Origin of the sequence: Mucilaginibacter sp. PAMB04168, assembly GCF_039634365.2 — a bacterium.
In the GTDB taxonomy this organism is placed as follows: domain Bacteria; phylum Bacteroidota; class Bacteroidia; order Sphingobacteriales; family Sphingobacteriaceae; genus Mucilaginibacter.
The window spans coordinates 1,825,970-1,840,512 of sequence record NZ_CP155079.2 but is presented as its reverse complement, the minus strand read 5'-3'; the positions used below and the strand labels follow the sequence as shown (position 1 = coordinate 1,840,512).

Here is a 14,543-nt window from a genome sequence, read left to right as displayed (position 1 = left end):
TAACTACTCCATTACTCATCATATGACGTAAACACAAAATAAACTTTCAGTAAATATTGAAACTATAATAAGTTTATTATATTTGCTTTATGAAATGGTTGCTTACTGCTCAAAATATTAGGCAAATGCTCTTGTTGGCAGGGGTTGGTCAGGTTATATTATCGCTGGGAAGTTTAGCTATTCCGCACATCCTTTCCTGGCGAAAGGAGCTCGCTAAAGTACAGCCGCTAATAAGGCAAATGTTTTGGACTTATGCAGCCTATATATTGGTTATTAACTTTTGCTTTGCCCTTGTATCACTACTTGCCAGGTATGACTTAACTAACAAATCGACGCTTGCCGTGTTGGTGAACGCTTTTATAGCCCTTTACTGGATCTCGAGGATAGGGATACAATTTCTATATTTTGACAGGAGCCATTTCCCAGGCGGCATATGGCATAAAGTGGGCGAAGTACTGCTGGTTGCTCTCTTTTTCCTGTTAAGTATAGTTTACAGCTGTGCATTTTACTTCAACCTCACTCAATCATGAATACTATTCTATTCAATCTGTGCTGCTTTTGCCTAACTAATATTGCCATTACACTTATTGGCTATTTGATATTTAAAAACCGGTTGGTTTGGCCTGCTTGGTCCATTTTAATAGTTAGCATTAGCTTGGTTAGTATTATTTTTTGGCACAGCGATCCTGTTATAAAAATGCTTACCATTATAGCTACCACCTTTAACGGCATGAAAGTAGTAGCTGCCACGGCCGACTCCAAACGCAAGCTTATTGGTTTAAGCTTTATGCAATGGTGCAAATTTGCGGCGGGTTGGGCAGGCATGCGTGCACAGCCGTTTGAAATCACCAACAACAAGCCTCTACCCGGCGCATGGCCCATGGTATCTTTTGGTATAAGCCGGTTAGCAGCCGGGTTAGGGTTAATTTTTTTAGTACGCCTAATATTTAAACTACCCATTAATGCAGATGTAAAATTTGCAATTACAAGTATTTTGTTACTTATTGGCCTGAGCCTGGTGTTACACTTTGGCCTGCTCAGTATAAGCGCCGGCATGTGGCGCTTAAGCGGTATTAATACTTACTTTTTGTTTAAACAACCGGCTAAGGCAACCAGCCTCACCGAGTTTTGGAGCAAACGCTGGAATCTTGCCTTCAGTGAAATGACTTCCCTTACCCTGTTCCGCCCACTTAAAAATGAGATAGGCGTAAGCCCTGCCCTGCTTATTGCTTTTGCCTTTTCGGGCCTGTTGCATGAGCTGGCGCTAAGTGCCCCCGTAAATACTGGGTACGGTTCACCAATGTTATACTTTTTACTGCAAGGGCTGCTGGTAATGCTCGAAAAATCAGCAGTGTTGCAGCGGAGCAAATTGCTAAAACAACAGGTGGCTGCCCGGGTATGGACTTTCTTTTGGTTAGCGGTGCCGGCGCCGTTGCTGTTTCATACCCAGTTTATTAAACATGTAGTTTGGCCGTTATGCAGTATTACACCTGTTTTTTAGCTGCCGTTTGCGGCAACTTAACTACAAAAGTAGTGCCCTGCCCTGCCTGCGATTCAATTTGCAGGCTGCCTTTTAAACCATCAACCAGGTGCTTCACTAAAGCCAGGCCAAAACCGTAGCCTTGTTCGCCACTGGTACCTGCAGTGGTTTCACCTTGTCCGTTCAGTATCTGGTTAATTTGCGCTATGCTCATGCCAATGCCGGTATCCTGCACTTTCATCAACAGCGTATGGGCGTGTGCTTCTATTTCAATCTCCAGGTTAACCGTAACACTTCCGCCGGCCGGCGTAAATTTCATGGCGTTAGAAATGATGTTTCCAACAATTTGCAGCAGCTTATTTTTAGAAAATGGTATGGCCTGTGTAATGGTATTAGTATGTACCACAAACTGTATCTTTTTATTTACCGCCTGGGGCATGTACAGTTTAAGCAGTTTTTCTTTTAGGGTTATCTGGTTAAACTCATCGCTGGCCAGCTTGGGCTCATTGGTTTGGGCCGGCGCTTCGAGGCTTAAAATTTCATCAGCAAGCTCTAATATCGAATGCCCGCTTTTTTGTATCAGATTAATAAACTCCAATACCTCTTCCATGGTGTTCTCGTTGCCCTGCTCGCTTATGATGCGTGCTAAACCGATAATACCCCCCAAAGGACCGCGAATATCATGTGCTACCCGGCGCTGGCTTTCTGTCACTTCCTGGATTTTGCCGCGCATGGATTCAATCACCTTCAGCGCCTTTAATCGGTTTACTACTTCATCGGCAATAATTTTGAGCATCTCCATCTTCTCAGGCGACAGCTCACGTTCCTGGCTATCCATTACGCATAAAGCTCCTAAATTTGTGCCGTTATCGGCACGTAACGGAACACCGTAATAATACCGCAGATTAGGATCGCCGGTAACATAAAACTTTTCCATGAAACGCGCATCGGCTGAGAGGTCCTTAACCTCAAAACCACCTTCCTGCGCAATAGTATATTGGCAAACCGAATCGCTTCTTTCCATCTGGTCAATCTCTAAACCATGGTTAGCTACCGTCCATTGCGTAAACGAATCAATCAAGTTCACCATGGATATATCTGTTCCGGCCACTTTAGCCGCCAATTTGCTCAGGCTTTTTAAGTTATCAGATAGTTCGGTGTAATCTAAATCCAATTCAGCCAAAGCCTTAAGTCTCTCCATCTCATTGGCAGGGATCGGCAAGTTATTAATCATGTCGTTAGTATATTTTAGGGATACGTCGGGCAATATCATCAGTTTAATTCAACTTTTAAAAAGTTATACGAGAAATTAAACCGTTTGGATACAGGACAAAGCAGGTTGCAGAACACTTGATTTAGGTATACTTTAGGCACACCAATTATTCATTTCGCCGAAATGTTAAAACCAAATTTACTGAAGATATCTCTTATCGCGCTGTTGTCTTTGTGCATCAATGTTGTGGCTCTCGCTCAAACAACGCCCGAAAGTATCAAAATCGATTTTTCTTACGCGGGCTATAAAGGCGGAGCTGCCGCTGCGAATTTAGTTGTGCCTACCCTCCTTACTATAAAGCCAACCGGCAATGATGATACCCGATTATTACAAGCGGCCATAAACAAACTTGCCCGGTACCCAATGCAAAAAAATGGTTTTCACGGCGCATTGCTTTTATCGGCGGGCAACTATAACGTTGACGGACAGTTGCACATCACAACATCCGGTGTAGTTATAAAAGGCAGCAAGGGCACCGTTATTACAGCAACCGGTACCAGCAGACGTGCTTTAATTGAAATTGGGCGGAGTGAAGATCCGGTTGTAACTACGTCGATCCAAATTACAGATGATGCACCAGCAGGCAGTATGCGTTTTAAGATAGCCGACGTAAAAGCGTTAAAAGTTGGCCAGAGCATAGCTATAAAGCGCCCATCAACCAAAGCATGGATAGCAGCCTTGGGTATGGATACCATAAAAGGGGTATTTGCCGACCTGCGGGGCCTGCAATGGCGCGAAGGCACACGAGATTTGATTTGGAACAGAACGATCACTTCTGTTGATCATCAAAGCAATTTAATTACTATTGACGCTCCTATAACACAAGCTCTGCAGGCTAAATATGGAGGCGGATCTATAGCCAGGCATAAGCAAACTCCCTTCTCTAACATTATTTTAGAGGGTGTAACGCTGGTTAGTCAATACGGCAATATTAACCCAAAGGATGAGGAGCATGCCTGGATTGGCGTGTCTGTTAATAATGCCGAGGATGTATATATAAAATCGGTTACTACAAGGCATTTTGTTGGCTCTGCATTTATGGTAGCACAGTTGGGACGCCGGGTAACCATAGATGGCTGCGCTGCCCTGGAACCTATATCAGAAACCGGCGGATATCGTCGTCGTAATTTTTATGTTGAAGGACAGCAGGTATTGGTTAAAAACTGTAGTTCGGAAAACGGCATGGCCGATTTTGCTACTGGACTATGTGCTGCGGGGCCAAATGTATTTCTGGATTGCACCACTACAAATTCGCTGGGTGCCAGCGGAGCATTGGAAAGCTGGTCGGCCGGTACCCTGTTCGAAAATGTAACCATCTCCCGTGCTGATCTTTTTTTGGGTTACGATATGCAACGCGTGCAAGCCGCCGGCTGGACTGCGGCCAACTCCATAGTATGGAATTGCAAGGCCAACAAACTTATCATCAAAGGGCATCCTCTTACACCTAACACGGTAGTAAACTCTGGCCAGTCATTGTATCAAAGTCAACTGACAACCAGGGGCATATCGGCTGCTTATACTTTTACAACCCCCACTCAGCACGCGGTACCTTTTACCGCAAAAGATATTCCGGCACTAAAAGCAACAGCAGTTGCCCACCGGCCAATTGCACTGGTGAACGGGCGCTTTGTGAGTAATAACAAAATAATTTGGGGCGGCGAAGTAAATGAGTCGTGGTGGCTGGGTCATGTTATTCCATCCATAGCTTTAGATGCAGGCGTGAGTATAACGCGTTACGTGCCGGGCAAAAGCGGCCGGGGCTTAACTGAGCAGTTGCCCGATATGATTCGCAAAATGACAACTGATGGTATGCCCTTTTACCAGGGAGGACCGGGCTTATGGTACGACCGCCGGCGCGACGAACACTCCGTTACTGAACGCATGGATGGTAATGTTTGGGCGGCTTTTTACGAATTCCCGTGGGCGCGCAGCGGGAAAGGCAAGGCTTGGGATGGTTTAAGCAAATTTGACCTTACCCACTACAATCCCTGGTATTTTAACCGTATTAAAGATTTCCTTAAGTTAGTTGATCAAAACGGCTTTGTTTACTACCATAGCTTGTACAACACCCATAATGTACTCGAAATTGGCGCACACTGGGCCGATTACCCCTGGCGGCCTGCCAACAACATAAACGACACAGGCCTGCCCGAACCACCTCCGCTCGAAGGTAACAATCGCCTGCACCTGGCCAACCAGTTTTACAGTACGGCATATGCAGGTCTTAAAAAGCTTCATGAAGCTTACATTAACCACGTTTTGGATGAGCTGGGCGGATACCAAAATATTGTGTTTAATTTAGGCTATCAGTTTGCAGGGCCACTGGAATTTCAAAAATTCTTTTTACGTACGGTTGCCGCCTGGGAAAAACGTAACCATAAGCAAGTACGGCTCGAGATTGGCACCAGTAAGGATATAACCGATTCTATTTTAAACAATCCGGAGTTTGGCCCTATGATAGATATTGTGGATATGCGCTACTGGCAGTACAAACCCGATGGCAGCATATGGGCGCCGCAAGGCGGACAAAATTTAGCTTTTAGGGAATTGAATGCTAAGTTATTGGGTAAAGGTGTAGATACGCCACCGGCAACCACGCCACAAATGGCTTATAAGCAAGTGCGCGAGTACCGCAATAAATTCCCGGCAAAAACCTTTATAGCTTGGCATAACGGTGTTGGGCAGATACCCGCACTAATGGCTGGTGCTGCACAGGTTTACCTTCAAAACCCGGCGGCAGGTCAAAGTCAGGGGCGTGTTAAAGACAGTACACCTTTTGATGGCTTCGTTAATCGGTATCTTTCAGAAACTTTAGTACGAATGAGTCCTCGTGACGGTTTGTTGAAAGATGCCGACAATAATTGGTGCTTGGCCACCAAAGATTTTAGTACCTTATTAATATACTCGCTTGAGGGCGATACCATTAATTTAGCCCGTACACTACCTTCACAACTATACAAAGCCGTTTGGTATAATGCCGAAAAAGATCAAGTCATCAAAGCAAATTTAAGCACAGCATCCACTATTAACAAGCCCGATAGCGGCCAATGGTTATTGTATTTAACTAAGTACTAAAACTATAATGGTAAATGAGGCTTACATTTGTAAGCCATACTTATAATTGAGCTGAACCCATGAAAATATACCAGCAAGCTGTACGACTTACCGCCCGGCAGCGGGGCTTTCATTTAATAACCAGCGAGGTTGTGCGGGCAATGCCGCAAATTGCCGAAATACAAACCGGTATCTGCCAGGTGTTTATTCAGCATACTTCAGCCTCGCTAACGGTAAACGAAAATGCCGACCCTACTGTACGCAAAGATTTTGAAATGTACTTTAATAAGGCCGTGCCCGAAAATGATCCGGATTACTTACATGATGATGAAGGATCAGATGATATGCCTGCCCACCTGAAAGCCGCCATGCTGGGCTTTTCGGTCATGATACCTATAAGCAATGGCCGACTAGCCTTGGGCACCTGGCAAGGCATTTATTTATGCGAACACCGCAACCATGGCGGTAACCGCAATTTAATGATAACCGCTTGGGGAGAATAGTCCCTGCCTAACTAAAAAGTAGTATTATACTTTTTTCAAACAGATTATATTTGAGATGGCAAGGATTTTAGTAAGTATACTATCCCAACAATGATACAAAAGATAGTCCACATCCACAGTGAGATGTAGTTGCCTCGCGTTGAGCCTGTCCAATTACTCTCTTCAGATGACACGCCACCGTATTTATTCAATCTATAAAGCAAATACGAAACCACTAAAAACACTAGACCAATAAAATATGACTTCCAATGCATTTACTAAGATTTACTATGTGCTACGCAAAGTAATATAATTTACTTTGGGATAAAATTTAGCAATTTATCAAATGAAAACACCCTAATAATTCAAATACTTTCGCTTATATTCAACCGGGGTTACGCCTTTAATTTTCTTAAAGTGGCGGTAAAAGTTAGATATGTTGTTGAAACCGCAGTTGAAGCAGATCAGTTCGGTGGTGAGTTTGTTTTCAACCAGCTGCCGGCATGCATGGCTTATGCGTATTTCGGTTAAAAAATCGTAATACGTTTTGTTGGTCATTAGTTTAAAATACCGGCAAAATGAGGTAACGCTCAGGTTGCTTAGGGCAGATATTTCTTTCAGCGTAATATCGCGTTTGTAGTTGGAAAGCGTATAAGTATAAATGTTGCTCAACCGCTTATCGTCCAGATCGGTATTTTGCTGAAACGCACTGATCTCGTTCACAATGGGCTTGTACTCGCTGGTTTCGGCCAAATGCTTTAATATCGACAGCATAATTATGATGCGGTCCAGATTGCTGGCATCAATAGCTTCCTTCATCAGTTCAATTACCTTTTCTTTCGTACTGCCGGTAATAATCATACCGCTCCTTGCCCGTTCAAAGAGTTTAGGGATCAGGTAAGCCTCCGGTAAGTTTAGTATATCTTTACCCAAACAGGTAGGCAAAAAGTGCATCACAATGGCTTCTATAGTGAGGCCCGAATTAGGCTGATAGTATTCTTCGCGGCAACGCCACGCATGTGGCAAATTTTCGCCCAGTAAAATCAGCTCGCCGCCCGAAAAGTTGCCAATATTATCGCCAATAAAGCGTACACCTTCGCCTTGTATATTGTAATGTAATTCCAGTTCGGAGTGATAATGCCATATGTTACCATAGTTAGGCATCACATCGTGCCTAACGCTGAATGAGCTTTCTATTTTACCCGGAAGTTTACGATAAAGGGGCTTCATGTTGGTTATGTAATATAAGTAACTGCGAATTACGTTTCAATATTATATAAATTATCCATTAAATTGTTCATTGATGCGTAAATTATGGTAAGATGCTATTATTTATAGAAAAAATACTATAAAGAAGAAGCTCTATCCTTTAATATGTTTGTGCATAAAGTAACCAATAATCAAACTACAAGTACTGATCGTATTATCTGAAGTTACCCCGGAACTTTAACCACCCTATGCGGCAAAATATGCCTGCAACAGTGTTAGTGCCAGGATCAACCCGCAGTTGGACGCCTTGATTTTAAGTTTGCCATGTTGGTGAATGCAGTACGCATATAATTTATGATTCAACATCAACTTTTAAAAATTCATTTTCCGGGCAAGTTAATTTTCGGCAATGGTTCACTTGACGGCCTGGCCGATGAGGTGTTGCAGCTAAATGCTAAGGAAGTATTAATTATAACCATTACGCCATTGCTGGATAAGCTTAGCCAGCTCATTAACCAACTGCAGGAAAAAGGTATAACCGTAAATACCGATACCAGTATAACCCAGGAGCCATCTTTTGCCGATTTCAGAACGCTGATGCAATCTATTGCGCAGCAAAATTTTGATGTGGTATTAGGCATTGGCGGCGGCAGTGTACTTGATGTGGCCAAACTGGTTGCCGCACAAAAGAACAATACGCAAACACTTGAAGAAATTGTAGGCAATGGTTTATTAAAAGGCCGTACAACCGGGCTTATCTGTGTACCGGCAACCTCGGGTACCGGCAGTGAGGTTTCGCCCAATGCCATCCTGGTTGATGATGAGCATCAGAAAAAAGGCATTATAAGCCCTTACCTGGTACCTGATATTGTTTATGTTGACCCACTGCTTACCATTAGCGTACCGGCAGGCATAACTGCAGCAACCGGTTTAGATGCCTTAACACATTGCCTGGAAGCTTACGCCAACAAGTTTGCACAACCTTTTATTGATATGTACGCCTTTGAGGGCATGCGATTGATTGCCCAACACTTAGTTACCGCCGTAAATAATGGTGCTGATGAGGAGGCTCGTTCACACGTGGCTATGGGCAGTATGCTGGGCGGATTTTGTTTGGGGCCGGTAAATACTGCTGCTGTACATGCCCTCTCCTATCCGCTGGGCAGCACGTTTAACTTACCGCATGGCTTATCAAATGCATTACTTTTACCTTATGTAATGGAGTTTAATGCGCCAGCCGCGCCTAAACGCTACGCCGATGTGGCCGTAGCACTGGGATGTGAAAGGCAGGCAGACGATGCAGCAACTGCACAAGCCGGCGTAAAGAAAATACGTGAACTGATAGCCGCATGTGGTATTGAGGCCACCCTTACTGAGGTAGGCATAACAGCCGATGCCATACCGCAAATGGCCACTGAAGCTATGTTGATAACCAGGCTGTTGAACAATAACCCAAGGCCGGTTACTTATGATGACGCAGTAGCCATTTATACAGCGGCTTTAGGATAAAATAATAAATTTGAGAGTGAGATTGAAGGGTTAACCGTTTTTAACCAGCGCATAAAATTGAATGAAAATAGATAAAAAGTACAAAGGCACCATTGTTCCGGTTATCACACCGTTAACCGACCGGTACCAGCTGGATGATGAAGCAGTTGAAAAGATTGTTTCTAATTTAGCAAAAAACGACGCCATGCCTTTTATTTTAGGCACAACGGGCGAATCGGCATCACTCCCGTTTAGCTTAAAGGAAGCTTATATCCAAAAAGTATCGGGTTTAAAAACGCCGGACACTTTATTATACATCGGCATCTCCTCCAACTGTTTGGAAGAGACGGTTGACCTGGCCAAACGCAGCTTTGATGCCGGTGCCGATGCTGTTGCGGCTACGCTTCCTACGTACTATCACCTGTCTGAGGAGCAGATGAGAGACTACTTTCTGCAACTGGCCGATAAGATACAGGGACCGCTCATCGTTTACAACATCCCGGCAACCACGCACATGTCCATCCCGCTGGAGTTGATCGAGGAGTTAAGTTACCACCCGTTTATTGTAGGCACCAAAGACTCCGAACGCAGCGAATCACGGCTTGACCGGTCTTTGCAGTTATGGTCTGACAGGGCTGATTTCAGTCACTTTTTGGGCTGGGCAGGAAAATCGGCCTATGCGCTGTTTAACGGTGGCGACGGCTTAATACCCAGCACAGGTAACCTTGCTCCCGAAATTTATTGTGAAATGACAAAGGCCGTAAACGCCGGCGATACAGATAAAGCTTATTATTACCAACATCTTTCTGACACGTTGGGTAATCTGTATCAATCGGGCCGTACACTAGGCGAGTCGTTGCGCGCGTTAAAGGTATTAATGCAGGATGCCGGCCTTTGCCAGGCGCACATGATGCCCCCGCTTAGCCCTTTGCATAAGCATGATGAAGTAAGTATGCTGAATGCTTATTATGATTTATTACGTCAAGAACAAGCTTTATTAAAACTGCCTACCCATGTCTAACAAACCCATTATAGGAATTACCATGGGCGATCCGGCCAGCATTGGTCCAGAGATTGCCATTAAAGCCTTAACCGAGGAAAAAATATACGAAATATGCCGTCCCGTACTGGTTGGCGATGCTGCCACCTTTAACCACATTATTAACAAGCTGGGCTTAGGTGTATCCATCAACGCTATCAAAAATATAGCCGAAGCTAAGTTTGAATTTGGCCGCCCCGATGTGTACGATCTGCGCAATGTGGATCTAGATAAACTGGAGTTTGGCGTAGTATCGGCCATGGCTGGTGATGCCGCTTTCCGTTCGGTTGCCAAAGTAATTGAACTGGCCATGAATGGTGATATTGATGCTACGGTAACCGGTCCGCTCAACAAGAAATCGATGAATGAGGCTGGCCATCATTACGCCGGTCATACCGAAATCTACGCCGATTTTACCGGCACTAAGAAATATGCCATGCTGTTGGTAGAAGACCACATGAAGGTAATTCACGTATCTACCCACGTTTCGCTTCGCCAGGCTTGTGATTTGGTAAAAAAAGATCGTATAGTTGAAGTGGTGGAGCTGTTGCATAACGGCCTGATTAGCTTAGGTGAAAAAAACCTTAAAATTGGTATTGCCGGATTGAACCCACACGCCGGCGATTCGGGCCTGTTTGGTACAGAGGATGATGAAGAAATACTACCTGCTGTACAGGAAGCACTCCGGTTAGGATATGATGTAGAAGGCCCCGTGCCGGCCGATACGATGTTCTCCAAGGCAGCAACCGGGTATTATGGTGGTGTAGTAGCTATGTACCACGATCAGGGCCATATTCCCTTTAAGCTTTCGGGCTTTAAATGGAATCCGGAAAAGAAACAAATGGACAGCGTTAAAGGTGTAAACATCACCATGGGCCTGCCCATCATCCGTACATCGGTTGATCATGGTACCGCGTTCGAGATTGCAGGTAAAGGCATTGCCAGTGCCGATGCCATGATACTGGCCATAGAATCGGCCGTACAGCTCGCGCATCATAAAAGTATGGTTACGGTATGATGATAGCCGTTATTGCGGATGACCTGACCGGCGCGGCTGAAATTGGTGGCATAGGGCTGAAATACAACTTGAGCGTTGAAATTACCACTGGCATTGTTGCCGCTACGGATAAGGATATGCTGGTTGTGAATACTGATGCACGCTCTAAAAGCGAGGCTGATGCTATAGCCATAACCAGCGAGTTGAGCAGGCAATTAAAAGCTTGTAATCCGCAATTGCTGTTTAAAAAGATCGACTCGGTAATGAGGGGGCACGTAATACCGGAGATAAACGCACAATGTGAGGCAATGGATATTAGTCGGGCGCTTATTGTTTCGGCAAACCCTGCTTTGGGGCGTACGCTGATAAATGGGCATTATCTAATCCATGATATACCGGTGCATGAAACCAGCTTTCGGCATGATCCCGAATTTCCGGTGACCGAATCGCATGTACAAACCCGTTTTGCAAATGCACAAAACGCTGTAACGGTTCAGCCGCATACTGCTCCACTGCCGCAAACCGGAATTATTGTTGGCGAAACCCATACGGATGAAGATTTGCATGAATGGGCACTCCAGTTGCAAACCGATACGCTTGCTGTCGGTGCATCCGGTTTTTTTACAGCCTGTTTGGATGCATTGCAGCAAAAAGCCGAAGCAGCACACACAACTGAAAAACATTTGCAGCAACCTGTATTATATGTAAGCGGTAGTACGTTTAAGCAAAGTGCAGCGCTGGTTAACAATTTGCATAAAAGCGGCGGCCCGGTAAGTTATATGCCAGCCGGCATTATGCAATCGACAAACCCAGAACCTGCTGCCGTGAATTATTGGACCGATGAGATAATTACCCGGCTTAAAGAGCAGGGTAAAGCCGTTATGGCTATACCACAGGATGAACAAGCGGCCACTATGTACGATGCCCGCCATTTACGAAAGCAAATGGCTTTGGCTGTAAAATGCATTTTTGAGAACACCACTGTACTGGAACTGATTATTGAAGGTGGCTCAACCGCTGCAGCCATTTTGGAAGAGTTAGATATTAATTCTATTTTTCCGGTTCAGGAATTATCGGCTGGTGTGATCAGAAACGCAGTGGCCAGCAGTGCTTATCCTGATTTGCACATTACCTTAAAGCCTGGCAGTTACAGCTGGAGCAGCGAGGCATGGGCATTTTAAATTGTAAACCGATTACCAACTATTAAAAATGAAGCCAGTTTTAGGTGTAATTGATTACACTATCATTATAGCTGTTTTATTGATTACGCTGTACTTTGGTTTAAGGTACGCACGCAATCAAAACAGTACGCAATCTTACTTTGCAGCTAAAGGCAGGGTTCCGGCCTGGGCCATTGGCATGTCATTGCTGGCTACGCTAATAAGCAGTGTTACTTTCTTAGGCTACCCCGGCGAAGGCTATTCTAACAACTGGATACTGCTGGTGCAGGGTTTAATGGTACCTATTGTGTTGCTGGGCGCTATCTGGTTCATTGTTCCGCTTTACAGAAAGGTAATTGGCCTAAGCACTTATGAATACTTTGAAAAGCGCTTTGGTACCGTGGCTCGTTACTACAGCTCCATTGCGTTCGTTTTGAGGCAGTTTTCGGGCATGGGCACGGTTTTCTTTTTGCTGGCCGTGGCTTTAAGTAATATGACGGGCGGCAACACCTTCGCCATCATTATTGTAACCGGCCTTATCATCATTGCCGTAAACCTGATGGGCGGCATCGAAGCCGTTATATGGCTGGACGTTTTTCAGGGCTTTATGCTGTTTGCCAGTGGTATAGTGTGTTTGGTTGTTTTGTTGTTTTCTATAAAAGGTGGTCCGGCAGAGATCTGGAATGTGGCTTCGGCTGGCGGACGTACGGGTTTTGGTCCATACGATCTTAACTTTACTAAACTTACCTTTATTGTGATGGCCATAAACGGTATGTTCTATGCCATTCAAAAGTACGGCACAGACCAAACCGTGGTTCAGCGTTACCTGACCGCCAAAACCGATAAAGCAGCCATCCGGGCTTCGCTGCTGGGCATATCACTCACCGTTCCGGTATGGACCTTATTTATGTTCATCGGCACTTGCTTGTTTGTTTACTACAAGCAGCACCCCCTGCCAGGTTCGGTTAACCCTAACGGCGTTTTTCCTTACTTTATCATCACACAGCTGCCTACCGGCGTAGTCGGCTTCATTTTATCAGCCATGATCTCGGCAGCTATATGTAGCCTCAGTGCCGATTTAAATTCGTTAGCGGCCGTAGGTGTGGAGGATTACTATAAAAAAATAAGCCCCAACCGCCCCGACAAACAATACCTGAAAGGCGGCCGCATCATGGTAGTGGTATCGGGCTTGTTGTCTATGGGTATTGGCATGCTCTATACCAGCATTGGTAACGAGGGTGTACTCGGTGTGGTATTTACGCTGTATGCTATCTTCTCGGGCGGTATTGTAGGCATATTTTTACTGGGCCTTTTCAGCGCCCGTGCTAACCGCCAGGGCATTAATATTGCCATTATAGTATGCGTTATTTTTACGGCTTATGCATTTTTAACCTCTACCCCTGTTGGCACAGGAGAGAGTAAAACCTTACTGCTCGATTTAGGCAAATACAATTTCACCCACCATAAACTGATGCTGGGCGTATATAGTCACCTGGTAGTAATTGTAGTGGGTTATGTTGCCAGTCTGTTTTTCCCAAAACCGGTACTGGATAAAAACCTGCTTTATAGCGGCTGGCGAGAAAACAGCAGGCAAGAAAAACTCGAGGCAGAACAGGTATAGCCAAGCTACTATTTTTCGTTAATATTCTTAAACAGGTGTATCGCAAAATGCTATTATACCGTATGGGTTACTGACTAATACGGATATAGTATGAAAGCTTTGGGAAACGTTATTGTAGCATGTTTACTTTTGTTAATAAGCATAAGCTCTTGTAAGCGGGACGACGGGGATAAACTTGTGACAGCATGCACAGATCGACTGATGCCTGAGTATCTTAATTTCAGGATAGTTGATAAGAGCACCAATGCCGACCTTTTTTTTGCAAACCAACCCGCCTATGCTATCGGTCAGCTTAAAGTAACTTACAAAAAGCTAGAAAGGCCCGTACAAGTAAAGAGCGACGGAACGTCTGGAAACTATTTTAGCGTACAGGCAAATATAGCAGGTCTTAAAGACACCATGTATATTCAGGTAGGCAATAATGCTGCCGTACCGCTCATTTACACCTTGGCAAAAGTTGAAGACCCGTGCCCACGATACCCGGTAAGCACTGTTATGTACAACAACAATTTTTACAACAATGTGGGTGCACAGATATTATCACTTAAGCAGTAACTTCATCATCTTAGTTTGCCAAAACTAATTATGATAATAAATAGATTTCCTTACTTGCTGATGCATAAATCTTAATGCAGTCTCGCCATCGGCACAAAAGTTACATTGGATAGTGTAACGCAAGCTGTATCGGCCCGAAGACACACTCGCCAGTGATGCTAAGAGCCACCTCAAAAGTGAACCCT

General features: G+C 44.7%; 12 protein-coding genes. 10 read left to right on the top strand and 2 right to left on the bottom strand.

The window, feature by feature from the left end:
* Positions 1–89 precede the first annotated feature (89 nt).
* The gene (locus tag ABDD94_RS07990; RefSeq protein WP_345955410.1) at positions 90–530 is read left to right on the top strand and encodes a hypothetical protein; all 441 of its coding nucleotides are present in this window, start codon (positions 90–92) and stop codon (positions 528–530) included.
* On the top strand, positions 527–1,501 hold the full coding sequence (locus ABDD94_RS07985) for a membrane bound O-acyl transferase family-domain-containing protein (protein WP_345955409.1): 975 nt from the start codon (positions 527–529) through the stop codon (positions 1,499–1,501). The genes ABDD94_RS07990 and ABDD94_RS07985 overlap by 4 nt, the downstream gene beginning before the upstream one ends.
* Here the strand turns inward: ABDD94_RS07985 and ABDD94_RS07980 are convergent.
* The gene (locus tag ABDD94_RS07980) at positions 1,485–2,714 is read right to left on the bottom strand and encodes an ATP-binding protein (protein WP_345955408.1); all 1,230 of its coding nucleotides are present in this window, start codon (positions 2,712–2,714) and stop codon (positions 1,485–1,487) included. The two genes, ABDD94_RS07985 and ABDD94_RS07980, sit on opposite strands and share 17 nt — an antisense overlap.
* A gap of 162 nt (positions 2,715–2,876) precedes the next feature.
* On the opposite strand from ABDD94_RS07980, the gene ABDD94_RS07975 reads away from it, so the two are divergent.
* Positions 2,877–5,828: a DUF6298 domain-containing protein gene (locus ABDD94_RS07975; protein WP_345955407.1), complete on the top strand. Its 2,952-nt coding sequence runs from the start codon at positions 2,877–2,879 to the stop codon at positions 5,826–5,828.
* Between the two features lie 59 nt (positions 5,829–5,887).
* Positions 5,888–6,310, top strand: a complete 423-nt coding sequence (locus tag ABDD94_RS07970; protein WP_345955406.1) for a secondary thiamine-phosphate synthase enzyme YjbQ — start codon at positions 5,888–5,890, stop codon at positions 6,308–6,310.
* Between the two features lie 336 nt (positions 6,311–6,646).
* On the opposite strand, the gene ABDD94_RS07965 is transcribed toward ABDD94_RS07970, so the two are convergent.
* Positions 6,647–7,519, bottom strand: coding sequence for an AraC family transcriptional regulator (locus tag ABDD94_RS07965; RefSeq protein ID WP_345948167.1), 873 nt, complete (start codon positions 7,517–7,519; stop codon positions 6,647–6,649).
* A 333-nt stretch (positions 7,520–7,852) separates the two neighbouring features.
* Between ABDD94_RS07965 and ABDD94_RS07960 the strand changes: the two genes are divergently transcribed.
* The 6 genes from ABDD94_RS07960 to ABDD94_RS07935 all read left to right on the top strand — a co-directional run bounded on the left by ABDD94_RS07960 (position 7,853) and on the right by ABDD94_RS07935 (position 14,358).
* Positions 7,853–9,007, top strand: coding sequence for an iron-containing alcohol dehydrogenase (locus tag ABDD94_RS07960; protein ID WP_345955405.1), 1,155 nt, complete (start codon positions 7,853–7,855; stop codon positions 9,005–9,007).
* Positions 9,008–9,068: 61 nt separating this feature from the next.
* Positions 9,069–10,007 carry a dihydrodipicolinate synthase family protein gene (locus tag ABDD94_RS07955; protein WP_345955404.1) on the top strand — a complete coding sequence of 313 codons (939 nt, stop codon included), beginning with the start codon at positions 9,069–9,071 and terminating at the stop codon, positions 10,005–10,007.
* On the top strand, positions 10,000–11,043 hold the full coding sequence (pdxA, locus tag ABDD94_RS07950; protein WP_345955403.1) for a 4-hydroxythreonine-4-phosphate dehydrogenase PdxA: 1,044 nt from the start codon (positions 10,000–10,002) through the stop codon (positions 11,041–11,043). Before ABDD94_RS07955 ends, pdxA begins: the two co-directional genes overlap by 8 nt.
* The gene (locus ABDD94_RS07945; protein WP_345955402.1) at positions 11,040–12,203 is read left to right on the top strand and encodes a four-carbon acid sugar kinase family protein; all 1,164 of its coding nucleotides are present in this window, start codon (positions 11,040–11,042) and stop codon (positions 12,201–12,203) included. Before pdxA ends, ABDD94_RS07945 begins: the two co-directional genes overlap by 4 nt.
* Before the next feature lie 28 nt (positions 12,204–12,231).
* Entirely contained in the window at positions 12,232–13,803 is a 1,572-nt protein-coding gene (locus ABDD94_RS07940; RefSeq protein ID WP_345955401.1) for a sodium:solute symporter, read from the top strand.
* Positions 13,804–14,004: 201 nt separating this feature from the next.
* Positions 14,005–14,358: a hypothetical protein gene (locus ABDD94_RS07935; RefSeq protein ID WP_345948173.1), complete on the top strand. Its 354-nt coding sequence runs from the start codon at positions 14,005–14,007 to the stop codon at positions 14,356–14,358.
* The last annotated feature ends 185 nt before the right edge of the window (positions 14,359–14,543 follow it).